The 12,019-nt window shown below is 74.9% G+C and carries 9 protein-coding genes and 1 pseudogene; all 10 read right to left on the reverse strand.

Going from position 1 to position 12,019, the window contains the following annotated elements:
* Positions 1 to 167 precede the first annotated feature (167 nt).
* Positions 168 to 1,946, reverse strand: a complete 1,779-nt coding sequence (locus ACYVMZ_RS36330; protein ID WP_461087154.1) for an ABC transporter ATP-binding protein — start codon at positions 1,944 to 1,946, stop codon at positions 168 to 170.
* Positions 1,943 to 3,682 carry an ABC transporter ATP-binding protein/permease gene (locus tag ACYVMZ_RS36335; RefSeq protein WP_461087155.1) on the reverse strand — a complete coding sequence of 580 codons (1,740 nt, stop codon included), beginning with the start codon at positions 3,680 to 3,682 and terminating at the stop codon, positions 1,943 to 1,945. The genes ACYVMZ_RS36330 and ACYVMZ_RS36335 overlap by 4 nt, the downstream gene beginning before the upstream one ends.
* Positions 3,679 to 4,977 (reverse strand): nitroreductase family protein, encoded by a 1,299-nt coding sequence (locus tag ACYVMZ_RS36340; RefSeq protein WP_461087156.1) that lies wholly within the window; start codon positions 4,975 to 4,977, stop codon positions 3,679 to 3,681. Before ACYVMZ_RS36340 ends, ACYVMZ_RS36335 begins: the two co-directional genes overlap by 4 nt.
* Before the next feature lie 10 nt (positions 4,978 to 4,987).
* Positions 4,988 to 6,367 carry a YcaO-like family protein gene (locus ACYVMZ_RS36345; protein WP_461087157.1) on the reverse strand — a complete coding sequence of 460 codons (1,380 nt, stop codon included), beginning with the start codon at positions 6,365 to 6,367 and terminating at the stop codon, positions 4,988 to 4,990.
* Entirely contained in the window at positions 6,364 to 7,845 is a 1,482-nt protein-coding gene (locus tag ACYVMZ_RS36350; protein WP_461087158.1) for a CocE/NonD family hydrolase, read from the reverse strand. The genes ACYVMZ_RS36345 and ACYVMZ_RS36350 overlap by 4 nt, the downstream gene beginning before the upstream one ends.
* Positions 7,842 to 8,675 (reverse strand): hypothetical protein, encoded by an 834-nt coding sequence (locus ACYVMZ_RS36355; RefSeq protein ID WP_461087159.1) that lies wholly within the window; start codon positions 8,673 to 8,675, stop codon positions 7,842 to 7,844. The genes ACYVMZ_RS36350 and ACYVMZ_RS36355 overlap by 4 nt, the downstream gene beginning before the upstream one ends.
* Positions 8,676 to 8,777: 102 nt before the next feature.
* Positions 8,778 to 8,891 (reverse strand): streptamidine family RiPP, encoded by a 114-nt coding sequence (gene amiA / locus ACYVMZ_RS36360; RefSeq protein ID WP_383886003.1) that lies wholly within the window; start codon positions 8,889 to 8,891, stop codon positions 8,778 to 8,780.
* 58 nt (positions 8,892 to 8,949) lie between these two features.
* Positions 8,950 to 9,759, reverse strand: a pseudogene (locus tag ACYVMZ_RS36365) (ABC transporter ATP-binding protein).
* 19 nt (positions 9,760 to 9,778) lie between these two features.
* Positions 9,779 to 10,786: a FecCD family ABC transporter permease gene (locus ACYVMZ_RS36370; RefSeq protein ID WP_461087160.1), complete on the reverse strand. Its 1,008-nt coding sequence runs from the start codon at positions 10,784 to 10,786 to the stop codon at positions 9,779 to 9,781.
* The gene (locus tag ACYVMZ_RS36375) at positions 10,783 to 11,853 is read right to left on the reverse strand and encodes a FecCD family ABC transporter permease (protein ID WP_461087161.1); all 1,071 of its coding nucleotides are present in this window, start codon (positions 11,851 to 11,853) and stop codon (positions 10,783 to 10,785) included. The genes ACYVMZ_RS36370 and ACYVMZ_RS36375 overlap by 4 nt, the downstream gene beginning before the upstream one ends.
* Between the last annotated feature and the right edge of the window lie 166 nt (positions 11,854 to 12,019).

The raw sequence follows: 12,019 nt of genomic DNA on the forward strand, positions 1-12,019 counted from the left end.
ACACGGCCGAACAGCTCGTTCAACAACTCCTGGGTAGGTGCGTCAACTCCGGTGACGGCTCGTCGAGGAGCAGGATGCACGGGCCGGCGGGCCAGTGCGCGGGCCACCAGGACCCGCTGCCGCTGACCGCCGGAGAGCTCACTGTGGTTGCCGCGCTGCTGCCAGGTTCAGGACGGTGTGACGGCCAGCACACGGTTGAGTGCGCCGTCGGTGCGGGCGGTGAGGTCGTCCCAGGTGCCCTCCTCCGCGATCCGGCCGGCCTCGAGGACGGCGATGCGGTCGGCGCGGCGGATGGTGGCGGGGCGGTGGGCGATGACGAGGGTGGTGCGGTTGCCCTGGGCGAGCGCGGCGGCGAGTTGGGCGTCACCGGCGTTGTCCAGATGTGCGGTGGTTTCGTCCAGTACGAGGATCCGAGGCTGGGTCAGCAGGGCGCGGGCGAGAGAGATCCGGGCGCGCTGGCCGCCGGAGAGGGTGGCGCCGCGCTCCCCGATGAGGGAGTCCAGGGGGGTGATCCGGTCGACGCCGCACAGCCGGGCCGTTTCGGCAAGGAGTTCGTCGTCCGCGTCGGGTGCGGCGAGGCGCAGGTTCTCGGCGAGGGTGCCGTGGAAGAGGGGGGCGTCCTGGCCCACGACGGCGACGGCACGGCGCAGGTCGGCGTCGGCCAGGTCGCGGAGGTCGACGGGACGGCCGGCGCCGGGCACCAGGTGGACCGCGCCCTCGGACGGGTCCCAGAAACGGGCCAGCAGGTGGGCGCAGGTCGACTTGCCGGCGCCCGAGACACCGACCAGGGCGAGCGTCTGCCCTGCGGGAACCGTCAGCTCGAGCCCGTTCAGCACGCGCCGGCCCCCGTAGTCGAAGTTCACCTGGTGCAGTCGGATGCCCAGGGGGCCCGGAGGGAGCGGGCGGGGTGAGGCGGGCGGCGGGGCGAGAGCGGGGGCTTTCAGGGCCGCGTGGACGCGGACGGCGGCGGAGCGCAGGCCGACGGCCTGGCTCAGTGCCCTGGCCGACTCGGCGACCGGGCCCAGCACCGACAGGGCGAGCGTCATTGCGGCCGGCGCCCATGCGCCGTGCAGCCGCCCGGAGGTCACGGACTGCGCGGCGGCGGCCACCACGCCGAGGACCGCGAGCACGATGAGGGCGTCGCGGACGGCGGCGGCCATGGCTTCCCAGGTGGCCTCGGCCCGCTGGGCGTCACCCACCCTTCGGCCCTGTGCGGCGAGGCGGCGGCGCCGTTCGGTCAGCCCGCCGAAGGCGAGCAGTTCGCGCAGCCCGTCGACGGCCTCCACGGTGTCGGCCGAGAGCTTCGCGGAGGCCGCCCTGGTGCGGGCCCCGCGCGCGGCGCGCCCGCGTGCGTCGGCGAAGGGCGCGACGGCCAGCAGCGCGGCGACCGGCAGCACCGCGACCAGCAACCACGGCTCCACCGTGGCCAGTGCCGCGGCTCCGCCGGTGAACACCACACCGGATGCGAGGAGTTGTGCCGTGGTGTGGGCGTAGAAGAACTCCAACGCCTCCACGTCGGCCATCGCCGTGGCGGCCAGGTCCCCACTGCGGCGGCCGGCCACGCGGGCGGGTGCGCTGCGGGCGAGCCCGTCGAAGACCCGTACACGCAGTTCGGCCAGTACCCGGTAGGCCAGGTCGTGGGAGAGGTCCATCTCGCGCCAGGTCATCAGGGCGCGTACGAGGACGAGGACGATCAGAGCGGTGACCGTGCCTGCCGAGGGGGCGCGGTCCTCGATGACGGTGGTTCCGACGGTGTGCGCGGCGAGCGTCAACAGCGCGACCAGGGAGCCCTGTTCGACGAGTGCGGCGGCGCAGGTGCGGGTCATCATGGCGCGGTGCCCGGCGAGTGCGGGCAGCAGGGCGCGCAGGGAGCCCCGCGCGGGCTCGGTCGCGTCGGCGGTGCTGCCGGGCGTGACATCGGTGCCCGCGTCGGTGGTGGTGCTCATGCGGCGAGCCCTCCTTCGTAGGTGTGGCCCGCCTTGACGAGCTCGGCGTAGACGCCTCCGGCCTCGACGAGGGCGGTGTGGTCGCCGACGGCGTCCAGGCGTCCTCCGTCGAGCACCACGATGCGGTCGGCGTGCCGGGCGGCGGCGAGCCGGTGGGCGACCACCAGGACGGTCCGGCCGCCGGCGGCGTCGAGGAGTTCGCGGACGATGTCCGCCTCGCGGCGTTCGTCGACCGCGCTGGTGGCCTCGTCGAGGACGAGCACCGGGGCGTCGGCCAGCAGGGCCCGGGCGAGGGCGAGCCGCTGCCGCTGGCCGCCTGACAGGGTGGCGCCGCGTTCGCCGAGGACGGTGGCGTAGCCGTCGGGGAGGGCGGCGATCTCGTCGTGGACGCCGGCGGTTCGTGCCGCGCGTATGAGGTCGTCGTCCGTGGCTTCGGGACGGGCCAGGCGCAGGTTGTCGGCGATGGTGGCGTGGAAGAGGTAGGTCTCCTGGGAGACGACGGCGATGCCCTGCCGCAGCGAGTCGAGCGTGTACCCGGTCACGTCGTGGCCGTCGAGGGTGATCCGGCCGTGGTGCGGGTCGTGGTGTCGCAGGAGCAGGGCGAGCAGGGTGGACTTGCCGGCGCCCGACGGACCGACGATCGCGGTGGTGCGCCCTGCCTCGGCGGTGAAGGTGACGCCGCGCAGCGCGGGAGCCTCGGCGCCGTCGTAGCTGAAGTCCACGCTCTCGAAGCGCACCTGGGGCGGTCCGGACCAGTGCGCTCGCGCGGTTCCCGTGTCGGGGACCGCGGGTTCGGCGGTGCGCAGCGCCCGGAGCCCGTCCGCGGCCGATACGCCCAGGTATCCGGCGTGCCACTCGCGGGACAGGTCGCGTACGGGCCGGAAACACTCGGAGGCCAGGAGCAGCACCAGGTACGTGCCGGTCGCGGTGGTGGATCCGGTGGCGGCCGACCAGCAGGCCAGCAGCGCGGCGGCAACGGTGCCGCCCTGGATGGCGAGGTCGGTGAGGCCGGTGTCGACGAGCGAGACGCGCAGCTTGGCGACGGTGGCCCGGTGCAGCGCCGCCGACCGCTCCTCCAGCCGCTCACGGGTGCGCCCGACGGCACCCGCGGCCCGCAACGCGTGCATGCCTTGCAGTGCTTCGAGGTAGTCGGCGCCCAGTCCCTCGTAGGTGTCCCAGTGTTCCTTGCCGCGCTTGGCGAGGAGCCGGTCCCAGGCGCGCGGCCCGGCCAGGGCGAGCAGCAGGGCCGGTACGAGGCCGAGGAGGGCGACCGGTTCCACTGCGGTCAGGGCGACGAGCAGCAGAGGCGGAACGGTGAAGGTGATGAGGAGCTGGGGGAGGTAGCGGGAGACGTAGGCGTCCACGCCCTCGACCCCGTCGACGAGGGTGGTGCGGACTGCTCCGGCGCGCGCGGTGGTCAGGTAGGCGGGTCCGAGCCGTCCGAGGTGGGCGAGGAGTTCATCCCGCAGGTGCACCCTGACCTGTGCCCCGGCGCGGGCGGCGGTACGCCGCTGCTGGTAGCCGAGCCCTGCACGGGCGGCGACGACGCCGAGCACCGCGCCGAGGAGCAGCGGGAGCCGGTCCGTGTCGCCCTGGGCCACGTCGGCGAGGGAGACGGCCAGCAGCACGGCCTGCCCGAGGTGGGTGACGGCGACGGCCCCCTGCAGGAGGGTGGCCGCGAGCAGGGGGCGCCGTGCGTGGTGTGCGGCGCGGCGCAGCTCGGGGTGAACGATCACAAGGACCCCTCTTCGGAGTGGGTGGTGCCGAGGGCAAGGCCGTGGACGATCCAGTCGCTGCCAGGCGGGGCGCCGAGGGCGGCGCCGAGGTCGGCCTGCTGCCAGGAGCCGACGGGGCGGCCGTACAGGCCGTGACGGACTGCGGCCACGTGGGCCAGGTGGACGGCGAAGCCCGCGCGCAGGTGTGTCCGGCGGATCCGCGGGGCATCGGCGTCCGTCGGACAGCCGTAGCCGAGCAGGACGACGCCCGCGTCCGCGATCCATGCCTGGCCGGCGGCCCAGACGGCGAGCGTCGGCCGGGCATCCCCCGCGGCAAGGCGTCGCAGGGTGCCGTCGGGCGTAGGCTCGACGAGTTCGGGCTCGGGTTCGCCGACGGCCGCGCACCAGGCGAGCTCACCGGCGCTCGCTTCGTCGGCGGTGGCGAGGACCGCACGCAAGGCGTCCCCGGGCGGGGTGCCACGCAGGGGCGGGCGGGCGCTGCGTCGGGCCAGCAGCTCGCCGGGCGTGGGCACGTCCGCGGCCTGGTGTCCCGCCTCTGGCGGGAGGACCTGATGTCCCCCCTCGGCCAGGACAACTGCGTGTGGCCCCCCGGGCAGGACGCCCTGATCTGCCCGCCCGGCCGGGGCATCCCGAAGCGCCCCTTCAGCCGGGGCACCCAGAAGCACTCCCTCGGGCTGGGAAGCCCGGCGCGCGCCCGCGGACAGGGGAATCTCGGGCACTGCCTCGGCCAGGGGATCCCGTCGCGCCTCCTCGGGCAGGGCGAAGTGCACCGTGGTGAGGGGGTCTTCCTCGCCTCCGTCCACGCGTACGGTCACGGGCCCCACGCCCAGTGCACGCCCCGCGAGCCACAGCGCCCCGGCGGCGTGCCCGGTGTCCAGCAGGATCAGCGGCCAGGCACGGTGACCGTAGTGGGAGACCGTGCGCTGCGGGGTGGCGGACAGTTCTACGGTGGCCCCGGGCGGCGCACCGTCGGGTTCCGGGCCGAGGCGGTGCACGCGGTGGCGCAGCGGGTCGTAGCCGTAACAGCCGGGCGGCAGCGAGCATCCGGTGCCCACGACGAGCCGGGCGTCCACCGGGTGCAGTGCGCCCGCGGACGGGGCGGGCCGCAGCCGTCCGGCGCCGTCCGAGGCCCCCAGGGAGAGCCGGAGCAGGCGGCCCAGGTCGAGTTCCCCGGCGCCCGCGTCCGGCAGGGGGCGCGGCGGTCCCGGCCATGGGCTGACGGCGGGCCCGGCGGGCGTGTCCGGTCCGGGCTTCTCGGAAGAACGGGCGCGGGCGAGCGCGGTGACGAGATCCACGAGGCCGCCCTCACATGTGAGGTGGAGGAGCCAGGGTGAAGTCCTCGGGGGCGCTCGGCGCGGTCGTGCGCCAGCCGCGGCCGGTGGCGGCGTCGGTGAGGCGCGGGCAACCGAAGTAGCCGAAGGCGGCCGGGGCGTTGGGAATGAGGCCGGAGACGAGGACCCGGGCGACGCGCAGCGGTGTCTCGGCCACGTCCTCGGTGGTGAGGTCGAACGTCATGATGCGGTGGCCGCCGGCGTGGAGGGCGCGCTCCAGCCGGTCCCGGCTGCCGGGCACGACCGCGTCGACGGGTATGACGCCGTGGGCGGGCTCGGTGAATCTCCGGGCCTCGGGGGCCATCCGTTCGTCCAGCCAGACCTGGACGTGTGCGCCCAGGTCCCGTACGTGCTCGAAGTGTTCGCCGCATGCGTCGAGGTAGCGGCGGTCCTCGCGGTGGTCCAGGTAGAGGCCGCGGGCGAGCAGTCCGGCTTCGACGGCCTGGAACACCCAGCCGTCGGGGTCGGTGAGGCCCTGGGTGAAGACCCAGGTGTGGACGGCTTCGAGCACGGCCTTGCGGGCGGCCTCGGCAGGGTCGTACTTGCAGGCGAATCCGGCGGCGTAGAGGCCGAGCCGGGAGTCGTGGACGAGCGCGGCCATGCAGGGGGCGAACTCCGAGGGCATCTCGACGAGATGGACGTCGAGCCCTGATCCGGCGAGGTCGTCGGTGAGGCCGGGCACGCTGACCGGGTCGATGCCGCGGGTCGGGCCGTCGAGGTGCCACCACAGTTCGAGCGCGTCACGTTCGACGAGCTCCAGCAGGCCGCGCTCGATCGCGTCGTCCAGGCCCTGTCCGGTGGCGATCCCCGCGTAGTTGAGGTGGTGGGTTCGGGGCAGCGAACGCAGCTCCCCCTGCCGCCAGTTGAGGTGGGTGAGCGCGACGGGTGCCCAGACCTCGGTCCGCTCCCCGCCGGGCAGCCGTTCCTCACCGCGCGTCCACAGGGACGGGGTGTCGGGGGTGAGGGGGCGGTAGGGGAACTTCTCGCGGGCGTACTGCCAGTCGGCGTAGGCCGGCAGTTCGTCCGGCCCGTACAGCCGCAGGCCCTTTCCGGTCAGCTCGGCGGCTGTGGCGCGCAGCGGGGCGTCGGGGTGGGCGGGGGGCGGTACGCGGTTGCCGCAGTACCGCTCGATTCCTTCCGCTATGGCGGCGATCCGGGCGCCCTCGGGATCGCCGAAGGTGGTGCCGAGCGACACCCGGTCGGCGGGCCACAGGCCGAGCTTGCGCGCGTCGGATATCTCGGCGGTGAGCGCGGTGTAGCGGGGTGGCGCGCCCGCGGGGTGCTCAACGGGCTTGACCCTGCGGACGATGCCGCAGACGGGGTCGACCAGGGCTTCCAGCGGCAGCGCCGTCATCGCAGGATCTCCTGTACGGGATCGGTGGGGGCGGGGCGGGTACGGAGCGCGGGCAGGCGAAGCGCCACGGTCCCGGGGTCGACCTCGCGCCGGGAGGCGAGCAGCCGCGTGGCCGTGACCGGGTCGTCGCCGGTGTGCGGGTTACGGGCGTGGGCCGGGAAGTGGTGCCCGGCGATCTCCAGGCGGAGCCGGGTGCCCGCAGGCAGCCGCCGTGCCAGTCGGCCGAGCGCCACGGTGAACTCTGCGGCCTGCCCCGGGGGGGCCTGGCGCCGGACGATGCCGACCGCGAGCCGCTCGGCCGTCCCTTCGGGGGTGACCGCGACGAGCCGGGCGGCCCAGTCGGCAGACGGGCTGTCGGCGCTGGCGCGCACCCGCACCTCGGCGTCGCCGATCACGTCCAGCGGGCGCGGGAGCGGTGGGGTGACCAGCAGGCAGCGGTCGGGCACGCCGTCCGTGGGCACGGACAACTCCTCGGAAGAGACGGGGCGTTCGGGGTCGGCCGTGAAGGACGCTCCGTGCAGCAGCCGGACGGCCTGAGTGTGCGGCTCGCCCTCCGTACCGGCGGGCACCCACAGGGGGCTGCCGCCCAACCCGACCGCGCCACGGTGCCCGGGCGTGAGGTCCCCGGTGAGGGCCAGGCGGGCCCAGCATGCATACAGCTCGCCGAGGCTGATCCGGTGTGCGGGCCGGGCGTCGGGTCCGGGCGTGGCGACGAGGCCGTGGCCCCAGGGGCCCAGCAGCAGGCGTGCCGAGGGTCCGCCCCAGCCGCGCCACAGGGTGACGGTGTCCTCGGCGAAGTGGTCGTGGTGGCCGCCCACGGCGAGCAGGGGCAGCCCGGCATCCCGCGCCCGCGAGCAGAGCCTGCCGCGCTCGCGGTGCCGCCATAGGCCCGGCCAGGAGGGGAGGCTCCTGCCGAGCCGGACCGGGAGGTCGCTCAGCGGTAGGTGGGCGAGTAGACCGGGATCCGCGGCGAGGGCCTTCTCCAGGGCGTCCTCGTCGGAGTCGTGCCGGTCTCCGTGGGCGGCCCACCACCCTGCGCGAGCCGACAGCCGTTCCGCACCCGAGGGTGCGCGAGCCGTCTCGGCGGTGCCCAGTGCGGGCACCGCGGCGATGACGGCGTCGGGGCGGGCGTCCTCGGGCGCGTCGAGCGCGAGGGCGAGTGCGCAGTGAGCGGCGTATGAGGCGCCGACCGCCACGATGCGCCCGTCGCTCCAGGGCTGTTGACGGATCCAGCGGACGGTCGACGCTCCGTCCGCGGCCTCCATCTCGTACGGGTGCCATTCCCCCGGCGATGCGTGCCGGCCGCGTACGTCCTGGGCCAGGGCGGCGAACCCGCGCCGGGCCCACCCGCGCAGTTCGGCGTGGTGGCGGCGCCGGTCGTAGGGCGTGCGGATGAGGACGGCCGGGAAGGGTCCTTCCCCGTCCGGGAGTTGAGCGGCGGTGGCAAGACCCTCGACGGCCACGGTGACCGGCGTCATCCGGCCTTCCCCGGCATCGGGTCGACGTCGGGGACGGGCAGCACGGGGTGCTCGGTGACGGTCAGCGTGCGCAGGTCGACGCGCCGGAGCCGACGCCGCGCGGGCAGCCCGCCGGAATGGGGGGCGCCGGTGGCCCACCGGGTGAGGTCGTCGGCGAGCAGAGCGACGAGCAACCCCGCTGCGGAGGGGGTAAGTTGCACGGTCGCACCGGATGTACGAGGTCCGCTCCAGTAGGCGGCCAGCTCGCGGTGCGCGGGTGTGGCGGCGAGCCGGCGGGCACGGACGTGCCTCGAGGTGACGTCCCCGGGGGCGGCCGCGAGCGGCTCCACGTACGCCTGCCAGCCCTCGCGGTGACAGCGCAGCCAGGCGATGCCGCGCTCCGGCAGCCGATCGGCCGCATCCCACAGCCCTTCGGGAACGGGCCCGTCGAGGCACCACACGGCAGCGGCGGGCTCGTCCCCGGCCGGAGCACCGGCCAGGTCGTCAGGGGCCGCGGACCGAGGGCCGGCGCCTGAGGCCCGGAGGAGCGCGGCCAGCGGCTCGGTCAGCGCGGCATCGCCCAGCAGCCAAATATGCCGGCGCTCGACGGGCCAGTGCGCGCGCTGCGGCCCGTCCGCCATGTATCCGGCGCTTTCGAAGGCCCCCAGGAGCCGGTCGAGTTCGGCATCGGGCTCGTCGGCGGCCGATGCGGAAAGCCGGGAGAGGAGGGCACCCTCGTTCGCGTCGCCCGTCCGTACGCTGAGGAACTCCCCGTCGGCCGTGCGGACGGCGAGTCCCCGCCCGGGTACGGCGACGACCTCGACACCGGGTGCGAGCTGGCTGCGGGACACTCGGTCCTCCTGTCGGGGAAGGGGCCTTGGAAGGGCGTGGGCCCGCCCGCCGAGTGACGGGCGGGCCCACAGTCGAGGGTCTTGACCCCCGCTCGCTCTCGCTTACTCCTCGGTGTCGTCGAAGGGGTTCTCGACGAGCGCGTTGGAGTGGGTGGCCGAGGCGTGGGCCAGCTGACCCGGGTCGGCGATCGGTGCGAAGACCTGCTCGTTGTCCATGAACTCTCCTTCATCGCAAGGGAGGTGCGGCGTTCGGGTGAGCGCCGACACGAGGACTCTAATGAATATGATTTTCATATTCTAGACCTGGGAGAGGGTGATCCGGGTAACACACCGGCCAACCGCCCTCGGGGTCCCGGCCGACCCGCCCCGCCACCTTGAGGACATCCGCCAGCAGCCCGGGCGTGACGACCTCCCGTCGGCCACCACGCGGCCTTCCCGCAGGGCGACGATCCGCTCGGCGAACCGGGCGGCGTGGGCCAGGTCGTGCAGCACCATCACCACGGTGAGGCCCCGCTCCTCGCGCAGCCGGACCACGGTCTGCAGCACGTCGAGTTGGTGGTGCAGGTCCAGGTAGGTGGTCGGCTCGTCGAGCAGCAGGACGCGGGTGTCCTGGGCGAGCGCCATGGCGAGCCTCACCCGCTGCCGCTCGCCCCCGGACAGGGCGTCGACGTCGCGCTCGGCCCACTGCTCCACGCCGACGTCGCGCAACGCACGCCGCCCGACGGGATCGTCGCCCTCGCGCAGCATGCCGAGGGGCCCGCGCGCCGCGTACCGCCCCTGCCGCACGAGATGCCGGACAGTCATCCCAGGGACGGCCGGGGCCGACTGGTGCAGCAGCGCGACCCGCCGGGCAGTGGAGCGCCGGGAGAGCCGGGCCAGATCGTCGCCGCTGAGCAGGACGCGTCCCTCGTCCGGTTTGCAGCCCGGCGGCCAGCCGCAACGGGGTCGACTTGCCGCAGCCGTTGAGGCCGATGAGGGCGGTCAGCTCGCCCGGTTCGACGCTCACGTCGACGCCGCGCAGCACGGGTCGGCCGGGGTAGCCGAAGTGGACTCCCTCGACCTGGATCCCCACGGGTTCGATCATGCTCTGTCCTTCGTCGACATCAGAACGTTCGGCTCGGCGTACGGCGTACGACGAGCAGCAGCAACCCGGCACCCACGCACGCGGTGAGGGCCCCGACCGGGAGCGTGAGCCGCCCGGAGTCCAGCGCGATCGCCAGCAGCTGCGACACCAGTTGTGCCGCCGCGTCCGCCCCGCACACCACGGCCGCACCCACGAGGGCGGCTCCGGGCAGCGTCATCCGCAGGTCCGCACCGAACACGGCCAGCGCGAGGTGCGGCACGAGCAGCCCGACGAAACCCAGCGCTCCGACGGCGGCCACCGCTCCCGCCGTCAGCGCCACGGCGCACACCAGGGCGAGGGTCCGGGCCCGCGCGGCGGACAGCCCTGCTGCACTGGCGATGTCGTCGCCGCAGCGCAGCAGGGTCAGGGGCGCGGCCAGCAGCCACGCCGCGGCACCCCAAGCAAGCGCCCAGGGCCAGAGCAGGTGCCAGTGCTGCCACACGCGGCCCTCGGTCGTGCCGACGAGCCACTGGACCACGCTGCCGAGCTCACCCGGCGCCACGAGCAGCACCATGGCCGTGAGCCCGCCGAGCACCGCCGACATGAGCACCCCGTGCACGGCCGTCTGCGCGGGGTCCCCCCGGCCACGCCCGGCGAGCAGCCACAACAGCCCCGCCCCTACGAACCCGCCCACGCACGCGGCGACGACGACGGCGAGGGGCGATTCCCACCCCGCGAGCCCGAGACCGCTCGCGGTGACGGCCCCAAGTACGCCGCCCGGAGTCACGCCGGTGACCTCGGGCCCGGCGAGGGGATTGCGCAGGGCGGACTGGAGGACCAGACCCGCCACGCCCAGACATGCCCCCGCACCGAGAGCCACCAGCAGCCGGGGCAGACGGAGCTGGAACAGGATGTGCCGTTCCGTCACGTCGCCGCCCCCGCCGAGGACGTCCCAGACCACAGCCGGGGACATGCCCCGGCCGGCCGCCAACTCGATGCAGGCGCACGCGACGACGAGTGCGGCGAACACCGCGAAACGCCGGCTCACCGGGACTCCCTCACTTCGGTCGGTACGACTTCCGGACCGCTCCCCCGCGGCTCCGGGCCCGCGGCACCGGAACCTGTCGATCGTCGCCGCGCCGTCGGCCTCCGCTTGCCCGACCGGAGCAGGGCGACGCCGACGGGCACGCCGAAGAGGGCCGTCCAGGCGCCGGCCGGTGTCTCCACGGGCGCCAGCGCGAGCCGGGCCGGGACGTCGGCCACGGCCACCACGACGGAGCCCCACGCCGCCGACCAGGGCAGCCAACGCACCGCGTCGCCATCGGGGTTGAGCCGTCGCGCCAGGTGCGGGGCGAGGAACCCGACCCACGCCACCGGCCCGCACACGGCCGTCACGGGCGCGATCAGGACGACGGCGATGACCAGTGCGGCGAACCGGGCCCGCTGGGCGCGCACGCCCAGCGCCTCGGCGTCCTCGTCTCCCAGCCGCAGCACCGACAGCACCGGCGCGCACAGCACGAGCGCGGGCACCGCCACGAGCAGCCAGGGCCACAGGCCGAGGACGTCGTCCCAGGTACGGGCGGAGAGCGAGCCGAGCAGGTAGCGGTAGATCAACTGGAGGTCGAGCTGGTCGGCCATTACCATGAGCACGAGCAGTGCGGCCTGGAGTGCGCCGGCGACCGCGGCCCCGGTGAGCAGGACGGCGGACGGGCTGCGCCCCATGCCGGCGGCGAGCAGCGTGAGCGCACCGCCGAGCGCTGCCCCACCGATGGCCAGCAGTGGCTGGACGGCGGCCGGGATCGACACGGCCAGCACCAGCGGCGCGGCCACCCCGAGCGCGGCCCCGGACGACACGCCCAGCATCTCGGGGACCGCCAGGGGATTGCGCAGCGCCTCCTGCAGGACGAGCCCTGCCGCGCCCAGGCAGGCACCGGCGACCAGCGCCAGCACCAGCCGGGGCACGCGGAGTTCGGTGACGACGACCCCAGCGAGCGTGGCATCCGCGTCCAGCAGTGCTCCGGGCAGCCGGTGCAGCGGGACGTACGGCGTGCCCAGGCTCAGTGCGCAGGCGGAGGCCGCGACCAACAGACCGATGAGCACGACAAGTTGCCACATCCTGCCGGATCGCGGGAATCGCCTGCCCGAGGCCGCCGCACCCACCGCGCTTTCCGTCGCGGTGCGTGCGCTCACCGCAGGGCGGCCGTGGCCTCGTCGAGGACGATGCCCAGCGATCGGGTGCCGCGTCCCTTGGCCCACACCTCGGAGTTCACCTCGTGGACGG

The organism is Streptomyces deserti (assembly GCF_054782695.1).